Origin of the sequence: Pantoea sp. Mb-10 (assembly GCF_021272205.1) — a bacterium.
GTDB lineage: Bacteria > Pseudomonadota > Gammaproteobacteria > Enterobacterales > Enterobacteriaceae > Pantoea.
This window is the reverse complement of the sequence record NZ_JAJSDX010000003.1, coordinates 143154-161695: the sequence shown is the minus strand read 5'-3', so window position 1 is coordinate 161695 and position 18542 is coordinate 143154. Positions and strand designations below refer to the sequence as shown.

Annotated in this window: 17 protein-coding genes and 1 other RNA gene; 12 read left to right on the top strand and 6 right to left on the bottom strand. The window is 56.3% G+C overall.

The window, feature by feature from the left end; genetic code table 11:
- The first annotated feature begins 142 nt into the window (after nt 1-142).
- Nucleotides 143-802, top strand: a complete 660-nt coding sequence (gene rpiA / locus LU196_RS06800; protein ID WP_232758680.1) for a ribose-5-phosphate isomerase RpiA — start codon at nt 143-145, stop codon at nt 800-802.
- A 290-nt stretch (nt 803-1092) separates the two neighbouring features.
- Nucleotides 1093-2331: a phosphoglycerate dehydrogenase gene (gene serA, locus LU196_RS06795; protein ID WP_232758682.1), complete on the top strand. Its 1239-nt coding sequence runs from the start codon at nt 1093-1095 to the stop codon at nt 2329-2331.
- A gap of 27 nt (nt 2332-2358) precedes the next feature.
- Here serA and LU196_RS06790 read toward each other — a convergent pair whose 3' ends face one another.
- From LU196_RS06790 to zapA, 3 genes are all read right to left on the bottom strand, one after another.
- Nucleotides 2359-2964, bottom strand: a complete 606-nt coding sequence (locus tag LU196_RS06790; protein WP_232758683.1) for a 5-formyltetrahydrofolate cyclo-ligase — start codon at nt 2962-2964, stop codon at nt 2359-2361.
- Between the two features lie 71 nt (nt 2965-3035).
- Nucleotides 3036-3219: non-coding RNA, 6S RNA (gene ssrS, locus LU196_RS06785), on the bottom strand.
- A 38-nt stretch (nt 3220-3257) separates the two neighbouring features.
- Nucleotides 3258-3587 (bottom strand): cell division protein ZapA, encoded by a 330-nt coding sequence (gene zapA / locus LU196_RS06780; protein ID WP_232758684.1) that lies wholly within the window; start codon nt 3585-3587, stop codon nt 3258-3260.
- Between the two features lie 170 nt (nt 3588-3757).
- Here zapA and LU196_RS06775 point away from each other — a divergent pair, with 170 nt between their 5' ends.
- The 8 genes from LU196_RS06775 to LU196_RS06740 all read left to right on the top strand — a co-directional run bounded on the left by LU196_RS06775 (nt 3758) and on the right by LU196_RS06740 (nt 13854).
- Nucleotides 3758-4339, top strand: a complete 582-nt coding sequence (locus LU196_RS06775; RefSeq protein WP_232758685.1) for a YecA family protein — start codon at nt 3758-3760, stop codon at nt 4337-4339.
- A gap of 48 nt (nt 4340-4387) precedes the next feature.
- The gene (pepP, locus tag LU196_RS06770; RefSeq protein WP_232758686.1) at nt 4388-5710 is read left to right on the top strand and encodes a Xaa-Pro aminopeptidase; all 1323 of its coding nucleotides are present in this window, start codon (nt 4388-4390) and stop codon (nt 5708-5710) included.
- Nucleotides 5707-6885: a 2-octaprenyl-6-methoxyphenyl hydroxylase gene (ubiH, locus tag LU196_RS06765; RefSeq protein WP_232758687.1), complete on the top strand. Its 1179-nt coding sequence runs from the start codon at nt 5707-5709 to the stop codon at nt 6883-6885. The genes pepP and ubiH overlap by 4 nt, the downstream gene beginning before the upstream one ends.
- Before the next feature lie 20 nt (nt 6886-6905).
- Nucleotides 6906-8108, top strand: a complete 1203-nt coding sequence (ubiI, locus tag LU196_RS06760; RefSeq protein WP_232758689.1) for an FAD-dependent 2-octaprenylphenol hydroxylase — start codon at nt 6906-6908, stop codon at nt 8106-8108.
- Nucleotides 8109-8561: 453 nt separating this feature from the next.
- Nucleotides 8562-9659 carry a glycine cleavage system aminomethyltransferase GcvT gene (gcvT, locus tag LU196_RS06755; protein ID WP_232758690.1) on the top strand — a complete coding sequence of 366 codons (1098 nt, stop codon included), beginning with the start codon at nt 8562-8564 and terminating at the stop codon, nt 9657-9659.
- A 19-nt stretch (nt 9660-9678) separates the two neighbouring features.
- Nucleotides 9679-10065, top strand: a complete 387-nt coding sequence (gcvH, locus tag LU196_RS06750; protein ID WP_232758692.1) for a glycine cleavage system protein GcvH — start codon at nt 9679-9681, stop codon at nt 10063-10065.
- A gap of 96 nt (nt 10066-10161) precedes the next feature.
- Nucleotides 10162-13035, top strand: a complete 2874-nt coding sequence (gcvP, locus tag LU196_RS06745; RefSeq protein WP_232758694.1) for an aminomethyl-transferring glycine dehydrogenase — start codon at nt 10162-10164, stop codon at nt 13033-13035.
- 75 nt (nt 13036-13110) lie between these two features.
- Nucleotides 13111-13854, top strand: a complete 744-nt coding sequence (locus LU196_RS06740) for an SDR family oxidoreductase (protein WP_232758908.1) — start codon at nt 13111-13113, stop codon at nt 13852-13854.
- A 43-nt stretch (nt 13855-13897) separates the two neighbouring features.
- On the opposite strand, the gene LU196_RS06735 is transcribed toward LU196_RS06740, so the two are convergent.
- Together LU196_RS06735 and LU196_RS06730 are read right to left on the bottom strand one after the other, a co-directional pair.
- Nucleotides 13898-15325: a 6-phospho-beta-glucosidase gene (locus LU196_RS06735; RefSeq protein ID WP_232758910.1), complete on the bottom strand. Its 1428-nt coding sequence runs from the start codon at nt 15323-15325 to the stop codon at nt 13898-13900.
- A 135-nt stretch (nt 15326-15460) separates the two neighbouring features.
- Nucleotides 15461-16192, bottom strand: coding sequence for a MurR/RpiR family transcriptional regulator (locus tag LU196_RS06730; RefSeq protein WP_232758696.1), 732 nt, complete (start codon nt 16190-16192; stop codon nt 15461-15463).
- Between the two features lie 160 nt (nt 16193-16352).
- Between LU196_RS06730 and LU196_RS06725 the strand changes: the two genes are divergently transcribed.
- On the top strand, nt 16353-17006 hold the full coding sequence (locus LU196_RS06725; RefSeq protein WP_232758698.1) for a hemolysin III family protein: 654 nt from the start codon (nt 16353-16355) through the stop codon (nt 17004-17006).
- 31 nt (nt 17007-17037) lie between these two features.
- Here the strand turns inward: LU196_RS06725 and ygfZ are convergent, their stop codons facing one another.
- Nucleotides 17038-18021, bottom strand: a complete 984-nt coding sequence (ygfZ, locus tag LU196_RS06720) for a tRNA-modifying protein YgfZ (RefSeq protein WP_232758699.1) — start codon at nt 18019-18021, stop codon at nt 17038-17040.
- Between the two features lie 228 nt (nt 18022-18249).
- On the opposite strand from ygfZ, the gene sdhE reads away from it, so the two are divergent.
- Nucleotides 18250-18516, top strand: coding sequence for an FAD assembly factor SdhE (gene sdhE / locus LU196_RS06715; RefSeq protein ID WP_232758700.1), 267 nt, complete (start codon nt 18250-18252; stop codon nt 18514-18516).
- Nucleotides 18517-18542: the final 26 nt, after the last annotated feature.

Below are 18542 nucleotides of genomic sequence, written 5' to 3'. Positions count from 1 at the left end.
CATAAAAGGCCATCGGTGCGGCCGAGGCTTTTTTGCGGGCTGGATTCCAAAGACTTACATCCGTGGCGTAACAGCCGCGCTTTTTCACAAGCGCTTGTTTTATACTACGCGCCTTCGTTGTCGCACAGGTTTTAAACATACCATGACCCAGGATGAACTGAAAAAAGCAGTAGGGTGGGCTGCGCTGCAGTACGTGCAGCCCGGTACCATTGTTGGCGTTGGCACGGGATCGACGGCGGCGCACTTCATTGATGCGCTCGGCACAATAAAAGATCAGATTGAAGGCGCAGTGTCCAGTTCTGAAGCGTCTACCGTCAAGCTGCAGTCCTTGGGTATTCCCGTGTTTGATCTCAATAACGTGGATGAACTCTCGGTGTACGTTGACGGTGCCGATGAAATTAACCCGCACATGCAGATGATCAAAGGCGGCGGCGCAGCGCTGACGCGTGAGAAGATTGTCGCGGCGGTGGCGAAGAAATTTGTCTGCATTGCCGATGCCTCCAAAGAAGTGGATGTGTTGGGGCGTTTCCCGCTGCCGGTTGAGGTGATCCCAATGGCGCGCGCCTATGTCGCGCGGGAGTTGGTGAAGCTCGGCGGCCAGCCGGAATACCGCCACAATGTGGTAACGGACAACGGCAACATCATTCTTGACGTGCATAACCTGCGCATCCTGGACCCAATTGCACTTGAGCGCACCATTAACGATCTGCCTGGCGTAGTGACGGTGGGCCTGTTTGCGGCTCGCGGGGCCGACGTGGCGCTGATTGGTACGCCGGACGGGGTAAAAACCGTTACTTATTGATGGCCTGCGACGGGCAAAGGCGCTCGCGCGGGCGCCGGTTATTTCTGCATGAAAAATATCTTTTCTTACGTGCGTGAAATTTGGTGACTTATGTCACAAATGATTCATCAACAGCAGGTTCGTACTCTCCCTCAGCGGCATCTCCCGATTTTGTACGGATTTGTGCTGTCTCAGCGTGGGCGCGTGCTGGCGCAGAGGCAATCGATTGTATTGCCGCGCACGAAAATTTTGATATTTTGACAGAAGGCTATCTTATGGTAGCCCTTGTTGAATTCTAAAAGGGTCGGGAAATGGCAAAGGTATCACTGGAAAAAGATAAGATTAAATTCCTGCTGGTGGAAGGCGTTCACCAGAGTGCACTGGATAACCTGCGCGCAGCGGGCTACACCAACATCGAGTTCCACAAAGGGGCGCTGGATGCCGCGTCGCTAAAAGCCTCCATCCGCGATGCGCACTTCATTGGTATCCGTTCCCGTACTCAACTGACCGAAGAGATTTTTGCCGCCGCTGAGAAACTGGTTGCGGTGGGCTGTTTCTGTATTGGTACTAATCAGGTCGATCTTAATGCCGCCGCTAAACGTGGCGTTCCTGTGTTTAACGCGCCGTTCTCTAACACCCGCTCGGTGGCAGAATTAGTGATTGGCGAAATGCTGCTGATGCTGCGCGGCATCCCTGAAGCCAACGCGAAAGCGCATCGGGGGATCTGGAACAAAGTCGCTAACGGTTCTTTCGAGGCGCGCGGCAAGAAGCTGGGCATCATTGGCTATGGCCATATCGGCATGCAGCTGGGCGTGCTGGCGGAAAGCCTTGGCATGCACGTGTTCTTCTACGATATTGAAAACAAATTGCCGCTGGGCAATGCCACTCAGGTGCGCCACCTTTCCGACCTGCTCAACATGAGCGATGTGGTCAGCCTGCACGTTCCAGAAACGCCGTCTACGCAAAACATGATGGGCGCGGAAGAGTTGGCGCTGATGAAGCCGGGTTCGCTGCTGATCAATGCGGCACGTGGTACCGTGATTGATATTCCAGCGCTGTGTGATGCGCTCAAGCGCAAACATCTGGCGGGTGCGGCAATTGATGTTTTCCCGGTGGAACCCGCGACCAACAGCGATCCGTTCAACTCACCGCTGTGTGAATTTGATAACGTCATCTTAACGCCGCACATTGGCGGTTCGACGCAGGAAGCGCAGGAGAATATTGGGCTCGAAGTGTCGGGCAAACTGGCCAAATACTCCGATAACGGCTCGACGCTCTCTGCGGTCAATTTCCCGGAAGTGTCTCTGCCGATGCATGCCGACAGCGCCAGCCGCTTGCTGCATATCCATGAAAACCGCCCGGGCGTGCTGACAGCGATTAACCAGATTTTTGCCGAGCAGGGCATCAACATCGCAGCGCAGTATCTGCAAACGTCGCCGCAGATGGGCTACGTGGTCATCGACATCGACGCGCAGCAGGATGTGGCAGACAAGGCGTTGCAGCTGATGAAGGCGATTCCGGGCACCATTCGTGCTCGCCTGCTGTATTGATCGCGTTGGGCGCCCCTGGGCGCCCTTTTAGTTTCCCTCAGCGTCCCACTGCCAGAGCCGGGCGGGCGTGATAATCGCTGGCAACGGCACATCCCAGTCGGCCGAGGGCACTGCATCAATGTGCTGGCAATCGTGGGCAACGCCGATAGGCAGCACGCCGTGCTGCTGCCAGTTCTGCAGCGTTCGATCGTAAAAACCGCCACCCATCCCCAAACGCTGACCGTGGCTGTCGAACGCTACCAGCGGTACCAGCATCACATCCAGCTGATCCAGCGTCGCCATCTGCGTGATATCCAGTGCCGGTTCAGGAATGCGCAGCTTGTTGGGCGTGAGCAGGGTGTCAGGCGTATAGCGTAAAAACAGCAGGTGTCCCGGCGCGAAAGGGTGAAGCACCGGCAGATAGACCTGCTTTTTTTGCTGCCAGAGGCGGGCAATCAGCGGACGCGTATTAATTTCACCGTCAACGGATAAAAACAGCGCGATGTGCTGTGCCTGTGCAACAGGCGAAAAATTAATAGCGCGCTCGGCGAGCGATTCCGCCGCCTTTTCCTGCTGTTCAGGCGTAAGGTGACGACGCAAATGGCGCACGTGCTGACGGATAGCGTGACGATCGAGAGGAGAGGGTGATGACATACTGCCCCCGGTAGAATCGGCTGTTGTCAGCCACTATACCATACCGGGAGTTTACAACGAGGAACTGAAAGGAGATCTCCGAGATGCCGCCGCAGGCTGTAACCCTTGAACCCTTGGTTCAAGGTGAGTATGCCGTCGCAACCATCAGGCTTCTCGGACGAACCGAGCATGCTCACAGGCTACAGAGCGTCACACTCTGTTGGTATGAAATATCGGCTCAGGGGACTGGCCCGCTTGCAAACATCTCAGAGAAAATTGACTTCACCGTGACTCCAGAAGAGCACCATGAAGTGTTATTCGAATTTAGGGCCCTGGCGTTCAGTTATGTGGCCTTGCTCAACTAACGCTTGTTCGATGGTCTGCTGCAGCATGCGAATACGTTGTTCCATATTGGCTGCATAATCGCGCGTCTTGCTTTTTTCCTGCGCTAGCTCATGACAAATGTTTAAAGCGGCAATGAACACCAGTTGCTCTGTATTTGTGACTCTAGTGCGAACTTTTAAATCTTGCAACCGTTGATTGAGATCCTCTGCAGCCGAATTCAGCGCATCTTGCTGTTCAGGCGGACAATTCACTCTCAATGAACGACCAAAAATCTGAATATCTACCGGTTGTGCAGACATGCCACCATCCTGACTGTTTACTTCGTTCGCCTCTCCTTTGCCTGTCAATGGCTTGGGAGGTGCGAAACTATATAGACCCGTATAAGAAGTTACAACCCCTTTTCTGGAAACCCTGAGGCACCTGGTGGTAGCATAACACGAACTTATTCTGCCAACGACGACCAAAGCCTATGTCTTTACAGAACACCACGCCCGATTACAACGCGCTGGCCGCAGCTCTGTCACAGCAGGGTGTGGGCATGACGCCAGCCGAAATGCACGGACTGCTGTGTGGCATTCTGTGTGGCGGCAACCAGGATACCAGTTGGAAAACCCTGGTGCACGATCTCACGAATGAAGGCATGGCTTTTTCACAGAGCCTGTCGCAACCCCTCGAGGCGCTGCATGATAGCCTCGCTAATACGCTGGAAGAAGAGGAATTTCTGTTCCAACTGCTGCTGCCGGATGAGGACGATATCACCGTCTTTGACCGCGCCGACGCGCTGGCAGGTTGGGTTAACCACTTCCTGCTTGGGCTGGGCGTCACGCAGCCAAAGCTCGATAAAGTCACCGGCGAGACCGGCGAGGCGATTGACGATCTGCGGACCATTGCGCAACTCGGCTACGATGAAGACGAAGATCAGGAAGAGCTGGCGCAGTCGCTGGAGGAAGTCATTGAGTATGTGCGCGTCGCCGCGCTGCTCTGCCACGATACCTTTACCCGTCCTCAGTCGCCAACGGCACCGGAAGTGATTAAGCCTACGCTACACTAATGCGCGTCATGGCGGACGTTGCGTCCGCCTTAAACAGGGAGAGCCACCATGATTTCACTGGAACAATTCCAGCAACGTCGCCAGGCGCTAATTGCACGCATGGCACCGGGCAGCGCCGCGTTGATTTTTGCTGCACCTGAAGTGACGCGCAGCAACGACTCGGAATATCCGTTTCGTCAAAACAGTGATTTCTGGTACTTCACCGGCTTTAATGAGCCGCAGGCGCTGCTGGTTCTGATCAAAAGCAATGACACGCACAACCACAGCGTGCTGTTCAATCGCGTACGCGATCTCACCGCTGAAATCTGGTTTGGCCGCCGTCTTGGACAAGATGCCGCACCAGCAAAGCTCGGCGTCGATCGTGCGCTGCCTTGGGACGATATCGGTGAACAGCTTCACTTGCTATTGAACGGGCTGGATGTGGTTTATCACGCGCAAGGCGCCGATGCTGAAGCAGACCGGCTCGTGTTTGCCGCGCTGGAAAAACTGCGTCGGGGTTTCCGGCAGCACCTCAGTGCACCGCCTACGCTCACGGATTGGCGTCCATGGGTGCATGACATGCGCTTGTTCAAAAGTGAGGCCGAAATCGACCTGCTGCGCCGTGCCGGTAAGATCAGCGCGCTGGCGCACACGCGGGCCATGCAGGTGTGCCGTCCGGGCATGTTTGAATATCAGCTGGAGGGTGAAATCCAGCACGAGTTCACCCGTCACGGTGCGCGCTTCCCTGCCTATAACACCATCGTGGGCGCGGGTGAGAACGGGTGCATTCTGCATTACACCGAAAATGAGAGTGAAATGCGCGACGGCGATCTGGTCCTGATTGATGCAGGATGCGAGTTTCAAGGTTATGCCGGTGACATTACCCGCACGTTCCCGGTGAACGGTAAATTTACGCCGCCGCAGCGTGAAATTTACGACATCGTGCTCGCCTCGCTGTACAAAGCGCTCTCTATGTTCCGCCCGGGCATCAGCATTCATGATGTTAACGATGAAGTGGTGCGCATCATGATCACCGGCCTGGTGGATCTCGGGATTCTCGACGGCAACATCGATACGCTGTTTGAAGAGCAGGCGCATCGTCCTTTCTTCATGCACGGGTTGGGCCACTGGCTTGGTCTGGATGTGCATGACGTTGGTCACTACGGCACGCCAAGCCGCGATCGCAAACTGGAGCCGGGCATGGTGCTGACCATAGAGCCCGGGCTTTACATCGCGCCCGATGCCAACGTGCCGGCGCAGTATCGTGGTATCGGGATTCGCATCGAAGACGACATCGTGATTACCGCTGACGGTAACGAAAATCTCACCGACAGCGTGGTGAAAGATCCTGAAGCCATTGAGGCCTTAATGGCAGCGGCACGTTCAGCATGAGTATCATTATCGCGGGAGGTGGGATGACCGGTGCGACGCTCGCGCTGGCAATATCACACCTGACCCAGGGCCAACTGCCCGTTACGCTCATTGAGCGTAGCCAGCCGGGTAACCGCACGCATCCGGGCTACGACAGCCGCGCTATCGCGCTCGCAGCAGGTACCTGCGAGCAACTGGCTGCAATCGATCTCTGGCGCTCGCTGGCGGACTGTGCCACGCCGATTGCGCACATCCACGTCTCCGATCGCGGTCACGCCGGCGTTGTGCAGATGCAGGCGGAGGATTACCAGCTGTCCGCGCTGGGGCAGGTGGTGGAGCTGCATGATGTTGGTGAGCGACTGTTTCAGCGACTGCAAAAAGCGCCAGGCGTGACGCTGCGCTGCCCGGATGACGTCGCTGACGTGGCGCGCAGTATTGAAGATGTGCAGGTGACCTTGCACAGCGGCGACCGCCTCACCGGCGCGCTGTTGGTCGCCGCCAACGGCACACGATCGCCGCTGGCTGCGTCATGCGGTGTACGCTGGCAGCGTGATGATTACCAGCAGATTGCCGTTATCGCCAACGTTACGCCGCAGCTGCCGCATCAGGGGCGTGCTTTTGAACGTTTCACCGAGCATGGCCCGCTGGCTCTGCTGCCTATGGCTGGCAAGCGCATGTCGCTGGTCTGGTGCCACCCTGCAGCGGCCGAATCCACGATAAAACAGTGGGACGATGAGACGTTCCTGCAGGCCTTGCAGCGCGCTTTTGGCTGGCGTTTGGGACGATTTATTCATACCGGGCGACGGGAAACCTATCCGCTGGCGCTGCAAACCGCTGACCGTCAGGTTGCTCATCGTTTGGCGCTGGTAGGCAATGCATCGCAAACGCTTCATCCCATCGCCGGGCAGGGGTTTAATCTGGGGATGCGTGATGTGATGTCGCTGGCGGAAACGCTGGCAGGCGCGCATCGTCAGCGGCTGGACGTGGGCAGCTATGGCGTGCTGCAGCGTTACGCCCAGCGTCGCGAGGCAGATCGTGCCGCGACCATCGGCGTAACGGATGGCTTGGTGAGGGTGTTTGCTAACCGCTATGCACCCTTGGTGGCGGGAAGAAATCTTGGGCTGGTGGCGATGGATCACCTGCCATGGCTGCGGAACTCATTTGCTGCGCGTACGCTCGGCTGGGTGAAGCGTTAAGCATGAATAAAGGGGCAGCAATGCAAACATTTGATGTGGCAATCGCCGGCGGCGGTATGGTGGGATTAGCCGTCGCCTGTGGGCTTCAGGGAAGCGGATTGAAAGTTGCCGTGCTCGAAAAAACGCCTGAGCCACAGTTTGATCCGACCACGGCGCCCTCCATTCGCGTCTCTGCCATCAATGCCGCCAGCGAACGCCTGCTGCAGAAACTGGATGTCTGGTCGAGTGTGCTTAACCTGCGCGCCAGTGCGTATCACGGCATGGAAGTCTGGGATCAGGATAGCTTCGGCTCAATCAGTTTCGACGATGAGCAGCAGGGATTATCTCACCTTGGCCATATTGTTGAGAATGAGGTGATCCACAGTGCGCTGTGGCAGCGCGCCAGCCAGTGTAGCGATGTGACATTATTGGCGCCGGCGCAGTTGCAGCAGGTGGCCTTTGGCGACAACGAAGCCTTTGTGACGCTTCAGGACGGCAGCATGATGACCGCGCGGCTACTGGTCGCAGCGGACGGCGCAAATTCCTGGCTACGTGATAAAGCGGATATCCCGGTAACCTTTTGGGATTACGAACATCATGCACTGGTGGCGAACGTACGCACCGATATGCCGCACGATGCCATTGCCCGACAGGTTTTCCACGGCGATGGCATCCTCGCCTTCCTGCCAATGCAGGATCCCCATCTGTGCTCCATCGTCTGGTCACTGGCGCCGCAAGAAGCCGCACGCATGCAGTCCATGCCTGACGCGCTTTTCAACCAGCAACTCTCCGTCGCGTTCGATATGCGCCTGGGCCTGTGTCACGTGGAGAGCGCGCGTAAAACTTTCCCACTGATGGCACGCTATGCGCGCAATTTTGCCGCGCATCGGCTGGCGCTGGTTGGGGACGCTGCGCACACCATTCACCCTCTGGCAGGGCAGGGCGTAAATCTTGGGTTTATGGATGCGGCTGAGTTGATTGGCGAAATTCGTCGCCTGCATCAACAGGGCAAAGATATCGGTGAACACCTTTATCTGCGTCGCTATGAGCGCAGCCGCAAACACAGCGCCGCGAAAATGCTTGCCGGTATGCAGGGCTTCCGTGAACTGTTTGCAGGCACACACCCGGCGAAAAAATTATTGCGTGACGTTGGCCTGAAGTTGGCTGATACGTTGCCCGGCATCAAGCCGGTGATGCTAAAACAGGCGATGGGATTAAACGATCTGCCTGACTGGATTCGCTAGTTTTCTTCTCAACGGCGCGCGTTAGCGCCGTTTTTATCTCTTTCCGCTCCGCATTTCACACGATGTCCCTCGCCGTCTGCCCTGAATTGGTGCGCTCCTGCACGCCTATCGCGCCTCATTTGATTTATTCTAATTTCACACCTTAATTCGCATTACTTTTTTTCATGACAAACGCTTTTTTTCAATCTGGCAAATTCCATTCATTGAATCCGTGTTCCATTATTTGGCTGCAATAAACATGTGATGTCTTATTTTGTGCGTGGTTAATCACATAAATATAGTGAATTGTGCTGCATGCTGTGTGCCCGCACCCCAGTGTGAGGCAAAGCTTCACCCTCGTTTTGCTTATGGTTATATCGCCGCGTCAGTGGTAACTTCTGACCAAAGAGAACGTTTGCGTACGTCGGCTCTTGGCGTGCGTGCGGCACACTTATTCGTTAATACAGGACGGTTATGACTCAGCAAACGCCCCTTTATGAACAGCATCATGCATGTGGCGCGCGCATGGTGGATTTCCACGGCTGGATGATGCCACTGCACTATGGCTCCCAAATGGATGAGCACCACGCCGTTCGCACCGATGCCGGCATGTTTGATGTATCGCACATGACCATTGTGGATTTGCACGGCGCGCGTACGCGGGAATTTTTACGCTATCTGTTGGCTAACGACGTCGCCAAACTGACGCAGCCGGGTAAAGCACTCTACAGCGCAATGCTCAATGCTTCAGCGGGCGTCATCGACGATTTGATCGTCTATTTCATGGCTGAAGATTTCTTCCGCTTGGTAGTGAACTCCGCCACGCGTGAAAAAGACTTAGCGTGGATCGCGCAGCATGCCGAAGCCTATGGTGTGGAACTGAAAGAGCGCGGCGATCTCGCGCTGATAGCGGTTCAGGGGCCACAGGCTCAGCAAAAAGCACAGACAATTTTTTCCGACGCGCAGCGCGTGGCGGTAGAAGGGATGAAACCGTTCTTTGGCGTGCAGTCTGGGGCGTTCTTTATCGCCACCACCGGCTACACCGGAGAAGCTGGCTATGAAATCGCGCTGCCTGCGGAGCAGGCGGCTGACGTCTGGCAACAGCTTCTGGCTGCGGGTATCAAACCTGCGGGACTGGGTGCCCGCGATACGCTGCGTCTGGAAGCAGGCATGAACTTATATGGTCAGGAGATGGATGAAAGCGTCTCTCCCTTGGCCGCTAATATGGGCTGGACCCTGAGCTGGGAGCCTGCGGAGCGCGCTTTTATCGGCCGTGAGGCGCTGGAAGCCCAGCGTAAAAAAGGCACCGAGAAGCTGGTTGGGCTGATCATGACGGAGAAAGGCGTGTTGCGTAACGGCCTGCCGGTCCGCTTCACCGATGCGCAGGGGCAGGCGCAGCAAGGGATTATTACCAGCGGATCGTTTTCCCCGACGCTGGGATGCAGTATTGCGCTGGCACGCGTGCCAGCAGGTATTGGCGAGCAAGCGATTGTAGAAATTCGCAACCGCGAAATGCCCGTTAACGTGACCAAACCCGTTTTCGTTCGCGCCGGTAAACCGGTCGCTCAGTAATTTTTCAGGAGAAATGGCGATGAGCAATGTGCCTAATGAATTGAAATACCGTGACAGCCATGAGTGGGTGCGTAAAGAGGCAGATGGCACCTATACCGTGGGCATCACCGAACACGCACAGGAACTGCTGGGCGACATGGTGTTTGTGGATCTGCCGGAGGTGGGCGCCACTTTCACCGCCGGTGACGACTGCGCGGTCGCAGAGTCGGTGAAAGCCGCATCGGATATCTACGCGCCGCTGAGCGGGGAGATTATCGCGGTGAATGACGCGCTGACCGACGCCCCTGAGCAGGTCAACAGCGAGCCCTACGGCAACGGTTGGTTGTTCCGTATTAAAGCCAGCGATGAGTCTGAGCTTGATGCGATGTTGGATGCGGATGCCTATAAAGCCGCCATCGATGAGTAATCAGTCGTTTCTGAAGGTGCCCTTTTGCGGCGCCTTCTTTTTTATCTGACTGATTTAAAGCCGTTTTTCTCCAGCCCGATTCAGGATTTCCAGCACATGACCCAGACTCTCAGCCAGCTCGAACACAACGGTGCGTTTATTGAGCGCCATATCGGTCCTACTCCCGCGCAGCAAGCCACGATGCTGGAGGCGATTGGGGCCAGTTCGCTGGCTTCATTGATTAACGCCATTGTTCCCGCCGATATTCAGTTACCGGGTCCGCCTGCGGTGGGCGATGCGGCGACCGAGCAGCAAGCCCTGGCCGAGCTGAAGGCGATTGCCAGCCAAAATCAGCGCTATAAATCGTGGATCGGCATGGGCTATAGCGCCGTGATCACCCCGCCGGTGATCCTGCGTAACATGCTGGAAAATCCGGGCTGGTATACGGCATATACTCCCTATCAACCGGAAGTTTCACAGGGACGCCTTGAGGCGCTGCTGAACTTTCAGACGCTGACGCTGGATCTTACCGGTCTCGATATTGCGTCGGCGTCGCTGCTGGATGAGGCCACCGCCGCGGCAGAAGCCATGGCAATGGCAAAGCGCATCAGCAAGGTAAAGCACGCCAACACCTTTTTCGTCGCAGCCGATGTGCACCCGCAAACGTTGGATGTGGTGCGCACGCGTGCCGAAACGTTTGGCTTCGACCTGATCGTTGATGACGCAGAGAAAGCGTTAGATCATCACGAACTGTTTGGCGTACTGCTGCAGCAGGTCGGCACCGGCGGTGAGGTTCACGACTACCGCGCGCTGATGACCGAGCTTAAAAACCGCAAGGTGGTGGTAAGCGTGGCGGCGGACTTTATGGCGCTGGTGCAGCTGGAAGCACCGGGCAAACAGGGCGCGGATATCGTCTTCGGTTCGGCACAGCGTTTTGGCGTGCCTATGGGGTATGGCGGCCCGCACGCGGCCTTCTTTGCCAGCCGCGATGAGCACAAACGTTCAATGCCTGGGCGTATCATTGGGGTTTCACGCGACGCCGCAGGCGACACCGCGCTGCGTATGGCTATGCAAACCCGTGAACAGCATATCCGCCGTGAGAAGGCGAACTCCAACATCTGTACGTCACAGGTGCTACTGGCTAATATCGCCGGTCTCTATGCGGTGTTCCACGGTCCCGAGGGCCTAAAGCGTATCGCCTCGCGCATCCATCGTCTTACCAGTATTCTGGCTGCGGGCCTGCAAAACGGTGGCCTAAAACTGCGCCACGCCAGCTGGTTCGATACCTTAACCGTAGAGGTTGCAGATAAAGCCGCGGTGCTGAATCGCGCCTTGAGCTTTGGTGTCAACCTGCGTAGCGATGTGCTTAACGGCGTCGGCATTACGCTGGACGAGACCACCACGCGTGACGATGTGCTGGCGCTCTTTGCCATTCTGCTGGGCGACGATCACCGTCAGGACATTGACGTGCTGGATGCTGCGTTGACCCATCAAAACGGCGCGATTCCCGCGGGCATGCAGCGCGAAAGCGCTTTCCTGACGCATCCGGTATTTAATCGCCATCACAGCGAAACCGAAATGATGCGCTATATGCACAGCCTGGAGAAAAAGGACCTGGCGCTGAATCAGGCCATGATCCCGCTGGGCTCGTGTACCATGAAGCTTAACGCAGCCGCAGAAATGATTCCGATCACCTGGCCTGAATTTGCTGAGTTACACCCGTTTTGTCCGGCCGAGCAGGCGACAGGGTATCTGCAGATGATCGGTCAGCTCTCGCAGTGGCTGGTGCAGCTAACGGGATACGATGCGCTCTGCATGCAGCCCAATTCCGGTGCGCAGGGGGAATATGCGGGTCTGCTGGCGATTCGCCGCTACCATGAAAGCCGCAACGAGGCGGGCCGCAATCTTTGCCTGATCCCGAGCTCTGCGCATGGCACCAACCCCGCCTCGGCGCAGATGGCCGGTATGACGGTCGTGGTTGTCGCCTGTGACAAGCAGGGAAATATTGATCTCAACGACCTGCGTGACAAAGCCGCGCAGGCGGGCGACGCGCTGTCGTGCATCATGGTGACCTATCCCTCAACCCATGGCGTGTATGAAGAAACGATCCGCGAAGTGTGCCAGATTGTGCACCAGTACGGCGGCCAGGTTTACCTTGATGGTGCCAACATGAATGCTCAGGTCGGTATCACGACGCCAGGATATATTGGTGCAGACGTCTCGCACCTCAATCTGCACAAAACGTTCTGCATCCCGCATGGCGGTGGCGGTCCGGGCATGGGACCGATTGGCGTTAAGGCTCACCTGGCGCCCTTTGTGCCCGGGCACAGCGTAGTGCAGATTGACGGTATGCTGACGCAGCAGGGCGCGGTTTCAGCCGCCCCGTTTGGCAGCGCATCGATTCTTCCTATCAGCTGGATGTATATTCGCATGATGGGCGCGGAAGGGCTCAAGCAGGCGAGCTCGGTAGCGATTCTTAACGCCAACTACATTGCCAGCCGCCTGAAATCCGCCTATCCCATTCTCTACGCCGGACGTGATGGGCGCGTGGCGCACGAATGTATTCTGGATATGCGCCCGCTGAAAGAGCAAACCGGTATCAGTGAGTTGGACGTCGCGAAGCGCCTGATCGACTATGGTTTCCACGCGCCAACTATGTCCTTCCCGGTAGCCGGTACGCTGATGGTGGAGCCCACTGAATCCGAGAGCAAGATTGAATTGGATCGCTTCATTGATGCCATGCTGGCCATCCGCATGGAGATTGATCGCGTGGCTAAGGGCGAATGGCCTGCGGACGACAATCCTCTGGTGAATGCGCCTCACACGCAGAAAGAGATAGTGGGTGAATGGAACCATCCTTACACCCGTGAACTGGCGGTGTTCCCGGCAGGCAGCGCCAACAAATATTGGCCTACGGTGAAGCGTTTGGACGATGTATTCGGCGACAGAAACGTGTTCTGCGCCTGCGTGCCGATGAGCGACTATCAGTAATGCCGCGATCAGATATCTGATCACATGCTACATTCAGGGCCGAGCAATCGGCCCTTTTTTATGGGAGAAGTGATGATGGCGTTAGCACTTGTTACCGGCGGCAGCCGGGGAATTGGTCGGGCGACGGCACTGCTGCTCGCGCAGGCGGGATACCGCGTCGCGGTAAATTTTCGCCAGCGTGAAAGCGAGGCGCGTCAGGTGGTCGCAGACATTGAAGCGCAGGGCGGCAGTGCCTTTGTCGTTCAGGCGGACATTGCCGACGAAGCGCAGGTGGTGCGCATGTTCGCGCGCCTGGATCGCGAGCCAGACACGCTAACCGTACTGGTTAACAACGCGGGCATCCTGTTTAAGCAGTGTCGCGTTGAGGAGCTCGATGCTGCGCGTATTCAGCGGGTGTTTGCGACTAACGTCACAGGAACGTTTCTCTGCTGTCGCGAAGCCGTGAAGCGCATGAGCACGCGTCTCAACGGGCAGGGCGGCGCAATCGTAAATGTTTCCTCGGCGGCATCACGCCTTGGGGCGCCCAATGAATATGTGGATTACGCCGCCTCGAAAGGGGCAATGGATACGCTAACCCGCGGCTTATCGCTGGAGGTGGCGGCGGAAGGGATTCGCGTCAATAGCGTGCGGCCAGGCCTCATTTACACCGAGATGCATGCCGATGGCGGTGAGCCGGGCAGAGTCGATCGCTTGGGCGCGGCGCTGCCCATGGGACGGGGCGGTCAGGCGGAAGAAGTGGCTGCGGCAATACGCTGGCTGGTCAGCGACGCCGCTTCCTATGTGACCGGCACCTTTATTGATGCCGCTGGCGGGCGGTAACATCACGTTGCCACGCTGTGCAGCGTGGCAACGCCTGCGTCGTTTATAACACCGCGCCGTTGCTGGCAATCACCTGCTGATACCAGGCAAAACTTTTCTTTTTTGAGCGGGCAAAGGTGCCGCTGCCGTCATCGTGCTTGTCGACATGAATGAAGCCGTAGCGTTTGTTGTATTGCCCGGTGGTAAATGACACGCAGTCGATACAACCCCAAGGGGTATAGCCCATCAGCGCTACCCCATCCAGCGTGACCGCTTTTTTCATCTCTTCGATGTGCGCGCGCAAATAATCTATACGGTAATCGTCTTCGATAACGCCATCGGCATTGGGCTTGTCGATGGCGCCAAAGCCATTTTCGACAATAAACAAGGGCTTCTCATAGCGTTCGTAGAGATCGTTCAGCACATAGCGCAGACCCACGGGATCAATCTGCCAGCCCCAATCAGAGGCTTTAACGTGGGGATTAGGGAGCACACCGTCAAAACCGGTGATCGGATCCTCGACGCCACTCGCCTGGGCGTGTACCGCCGCGCTCATGTAGTAGCTAAAACCGATATAGTCGCAGCAGCCTTCGCGTAGCGTTTGCGCATCGTCGGGGTGCATGGTGATGTGGTACCCTTTTTGCGCCCACTCTTTTAGCGCGTAGGTCGGCCAGGCGCCACGCATTTGCACGTCGCTGAACACGTAGCGCTGGTGCATCGCTGTCTGCGCCAGCAGCACGTCATCGGGATGGCAGGAGAAAGGATAGATCGGCACCATGGCGATCATACAGCCAATTTGGAAGGCCGGATTGATCTCATGCCCGCGCTTCACCACCTTTGCGCTAGCGACAAACTGGTGATGCATCACCTGATACATCAGCTGCTCTGGCTGCGCATGATCGGTGAACACCACGCCGGAGCAGCAGTAGCCAAACAGCGGATACTGCCAGTTGCGCTGATTGTTGATCTCATTGAAGGTCATCCAATATTTCACTTTATGCTGGTAGCGCGTCATCACCACTTCGCTAAAGCGCACAAAGAAATCAACCACTTGTCTGTTGGCCCAGCCGCCGTAGCTCTTCACCAAGTGATACGGCATCTCGAAGTGCGAGAGCGTAATTACGGGTTCAATGCCGTATTTCAGTAACTCATCGAACAGATCGTCGTAAAACTGCAGACCGGCTTCGTTAGGCTCATGCTCGTCGCCGTTGGGAAAAATGCGGGTCCAGGCTATCGACGTGCGAAAACATTTGAAGCCCATCTCGGCAAACAGCGCCACGTCTTGTTTGTAGCGTGCATAGAACTCTACGGCCTGGTGATTGGGATAATGGTTGTCCGGCTGCACGCCGTCGGTAATGACGCGGCTGACGCCGTGTGCGCCGCCGGTGAGGACATCGGCAATGCTGACGCCTTTGCCGCCCTGATCCCATCCCCCTTCCACTTGATGTGCCGCTACGGCACCGCCCCAAAGAAAGTCTTTGGGCAATGACATCTCTTTCTGCATGAAATCTCCTCGACACGCATTTCGCTGAATGAATATCGAGGCAGTTTAACCAGGCATGTATTAATGTCACGCTATAACAGCGCGCTAAAAATGTAACCTGTCACAGGGGAAAAACAGGATGTTTTATTGCGAGATGGCGTGAGAAATATAACGGCCAAGCGCTTCGATAATATAAAGAACCGGCACCTGTGACGTTATATCCAACTGGTTATCCACTTTGACCTGCGGCATATGGTAGGAGAGATTGAAGTCCGCCATTTTGGCCAGCGAGCAGCTATCGTGGTGGGTGATGGAGATAATTTTGCACTGATTCAAACTAAATTGATGGGCAAAACGCAAAATCTCCGCCGTCTCACCGGACACCGAAAGAATAATGGCTAATGCGTTTTTATAGGCGCTTTTGCTCACCGGGTAATAGGGGTCATCAATGTGATGGCTAAATTTACCGCTATTGGAGAGATAGCGTGCGCCATATTTCCCTAAGCTGCCTGACGTGCCCGCGCCAATAAAGAAAATGGATTCAGCCTGCATAATCATGTGTGCCGCGTGGGCGATGTGCTGTTCAAATTCCGCATTATTAATGCTTTTAAAAAAGTGCAGCATATCGCTCACGCCAGAAGGCATGACCGCCGGGGGCGTAACGGTCTGAGACAGGCGGAAGCGAATGCGAAACTCAGACCAGCCATCACACTGCATTTTGCGACAGAAACGTAACACGGTGGTGGTGGAGACCCCGCTCTGCGCGGCCAGCTCGCGAATCGTCATATAGCTGACACTTTCCCGGTGTTTGATGATGTAGTGATAAACCTGCATCTCAAGGTCATTCAGTCGGGACAGATCGCTGTGTGAAAACATGCGTGGGGGCTCATCAAGGAAACGTGGGCTCAGTGTAGCAGATTGGTCCAGGCGGATTTGTCATACGATTTCACACAATTATTTTAGCTTACATGTGTACTCTGAAATCTATCCCGGTTAGGCTGTTGTACGTAAAAAGTACACATTCAGGAATGTCTTGATGGAAAAAAACGGTCAAAACGTGCCCGGTTATTCGCTTGCGGAAGAGATTGCCAATAGCGTTAGCCACGGTATTGGCTGCGTGCTCGGCATTCTGGGGCTCGTGCTAATGCTGACCCAAGCGGTCGAGATGCGCGCGGATGCAACAGCGGTGACGAGCTACAGTCTCTATGGCGGCAGCATGATCCTGCTGTTTCTGGCGTCCACGCTTTATCACGCGATTCCTCATCCGAAAATCAAACCCTGGTTAAAAAAATTTGACCATTGCGCGATCTATCTGCTGATTGCCGGCACCTATACGCCTTTCTTGCTGGTGGGGTTGAACTCGCCGCTGGCGCAGGGGTTGATGGCGGTGATTTGGGCGCTGGCGCTGGCTGGCATCATTTTTAAGCTGACGATTGGCCATCGCTTTGAGGCGATCTCGCTGATCACTTACCTCAGTATGGGATGGCTGTCGCTGGTGGTGATTTATCAGCTGGCGACGCGGCTTTCCGCCGGTGGCGTATGGCTATTGGCCGCAGGCGGCGTCGTCTACTCGCTGGGGGTGATCTTCTATGCTTCACGCCGCATCCCTTACGGTCACGCTATCTGGCATGGCTTTGTTCTGGGCGGTTGTGCGCTGCACTTCTGCGCGATCTATTTCTACGTGATATAAAGCAGGGCGGTAGCCATACCGCCCTGGCAACTTAGTCTTCCAGCGTGTAGGGCAGCGGTTGAATCGTCAACGCGCCGCCTTCATCACCCACCGCGCGCAGGACGCTATCGGCTTCAAGGTCGTTATTCATCACCACTTGTACCCACACGCTGCCGTCATCCAACTGCACACCGCACAGCACGGTGCCGGTCCGACGCCATTTGTCACCCATTTGCAGTTCGAGCGCCTCGCCCGCCAGCGGAACGGTGCTGGCGCGACCCGCTAGCCAATAAAGTGCACGCTTATTGGCACCGCGAAACTTCGCGCGCGCCACCATCTCCTGGCCCGTATAGCAGCCTTTTTTAAAACTGATGGCGTCCAGCGCCTGCAAATTGGTGGCCTGTGGAATGAGCTGCGCCGCCGTGGCGGTCTCAATCACCGGAATGCCCGCTTCGATATCCAGCGCCAGCCATTGCGTGCTGTCATTAAACTGGGCTTCACCCGCCAGCGACGTTTTCAGCGTTTCAGCCTGGGCGGGCGAGGTGACAAGCAAAAAGCGTTCGGCGGGCTGCGCAAACCATAACAGCGTGCTGTCGCCCTGCTGGACCACCGGCGTTTCCGCATCCGGCAAGGTGGTAAACAGATTCGCCAGCGCCGCGCGCGCCTGGTAGCCTGCTACGCCCAGCGTCACGGCGTCGTCGTCAGCGACCAGAGTAACTTTTGAAAACACCGCGTATTTTTTCAGCTCGGTCAGCTGCTGCTCGCGGAGATTGCGTCGCACCAGATACGCGTAACCTTCGCCGCGATGAAACAGACGCAGGTTGCTCCACATTTTGCCTTTTGCATCGCAGTGTGCCGCCGGGCGATGCTGGCTGGCGTCCATGGCAGCGACATCCAGCGTCAGCTGTCCCTGTAAATAGGCCGTGCTGTCTTTGCCGTGTACCGAAACCAGCGCCCATTCATCCAGCGACATCAGCGTCAGAGGCAGGCGCGAAGAGGCAGCAGGCTGGCGAGGCGGAAGGGTGAAAATCGGCATATGTTCATCCTGATTAATAAGGGTTAGCGTAAGGAAAGTGCTGTTAATGTTAAAAGAGCAGGGCGCCAATGCAACCTGTTTGCGGCGTCTTACGCACAAATCGCGCTGACGAGCTGCCCTCTCAAGGATGGCGCTGCGAGCCGTCTCTCATCGTGACAAGCCGCGCCTGCAGCCGGTAAAAAAAGAGAGTACACTGTGCGCCTTCGTTACCCGCCATGGAGAGAGCACATGGATATTCATGATAAATCGCGCGTTCAGTGGGCATGCCGCCGCGGTATGTTGGAGCTGGATGTTTCCATCATGCCGTTCTTTAAGTATGAGTATGATTCGCTGAGCGACACCGACAAAAAGGTGTTTATCGCCCTGTTAAAAAGTGACGATCCTGATCTGTTTAACTGGATGATGAATCACGGCGAGCCCGCCGATCCCGAGCTTAAGCGTATGGTGAAGTTAATTCAGCAGCGTAATCGTGAACGCGGTCCGGTGGCAATGTGATCTCCTGGCGTCATCGCGCGCCCGCG

What these genes read in the sequence shown, in the direction of transcription:
- LU196_RS06735 (WP_232758910.1), bottom strand. Translation starts at nt 15,325, where the DNA reads ATGTCATTGCCCAAAGACTTTCTTTGGGGCGGTGCCGTAGCGGCACAT.
- gcvH (WP_232758692.1), top strand. Translation starts at nt 9,679, where the DNA reads ATGAGCAATGTGCCTAATGAATTGAAATACCGTGACAGCCATGAGTGG.
- ubiI (WP_232758689.1), top strand. Translation starts at nt 6,906, where the DNA reads ATGCAAACATTTGATGTGGCAATCGCCGGCGGCGGTATGGTGGGATTA.
- LU196_RS06775 (WP_232758685.1), top strand. Translation starts at nt 3,758, where the DNA reads ATGTCTTTACAGAACACCACGCCCGATTACAACGCGCTGGCCGCAGCT.
- zapA (WP_232758684.1), bottom strand. Translation starts at nt 3,587, where the DNA reads ATGTCTGCACAACCGGTAGATATTCAGATTTTTGGTCGTTCATTGAGA.
- serA (WP_232758682.1), top strand. Translation starts at nt 1,093, where the DNA reads ATGGCAAAGGTATCACTGGAAAAAGATAAGATTAAATTCCTGCTGGTG.
- LU196_RS06790 (WP_232758683.1), bottom strand. Translation starts at nt 2,964, where the DNA reads ATGTCATCACCCTCTCCTCTCGATCGTCACGCTATCCGTCAGCACGTG.
- rpiA (WP_232758680.1), top strand. Translation starts at nt 143, where the DNA reads ATGACCCAGGATGAACTGAAAAAAGCAGTAGGGTGGGCTGCGCTGCAG.
- ygfZ (WP_232758699.1), bottom strand. Translation starts at nt 18,021, where the DNA reads ATGCCGATTTTCACCCTTCCGCCTCGCCAGCCTGCTGCCTCTTCGCGC.
- sdhE (WP_232758700.1), top strand. Translation starts at nt 18,250, where the DNA reads ATGGATATTCATGATAAATCGCGCGTTCAGTGGGCATGCCGCCGCGGT.
- pepP (WP_232758686.1), top strand. Translation starts at nt 4,388, where the DNA reads ATGATTTCACTGGAACAATTCCAGCAACGTCGCCAGGCGCTAATTGCA.
- gcvP (WP_232758694.1), top strand. Translation starts at nt 10,162, where the DNA reads ATGACCCAGACTCTCAGCCAGCTCGAACACAACGGTGCGTTTATTGAG.
- LU196_RS06730 (WP_232758696.1), bottom strand. Translation starts at nt 16,192, where the DNA reads ATGTTTTCACACAGCGATCTGTCCCGACTGAATGACCTTGAGATGCAG.
- gcvT (WP_232758690.1), top strand. Translation starts at nt 8,562, where the DNA reads ATGACTCAGCAAACGCCCCTTTATGAACAGCATCATGCATGTGGCGCG.
- ubiH (WP_232758687.1), top strand. Translation starts at nt 5,707, where the DNA reads ATGAGTATCATTATCGCGGGAGGTGGGATGACCGGTGCGACGCTCGCG.
- LU196_RS06740 (WP_232758908.1), top strand. Translation starts at nt 13,111, where the DNA reads ATGGCGTTAGCACTTGTTACCGGCGGCAGCCGGGGAATTGGTCGGGCG.
- LU196_RS06725 (WP_232758698.1), top strand. Translation starts at nt 16,353, where the DNA reads ATGGAAAAAAACGGTCAAAACGTGCCCGGTTATTCGCTTGCGGAAGAG.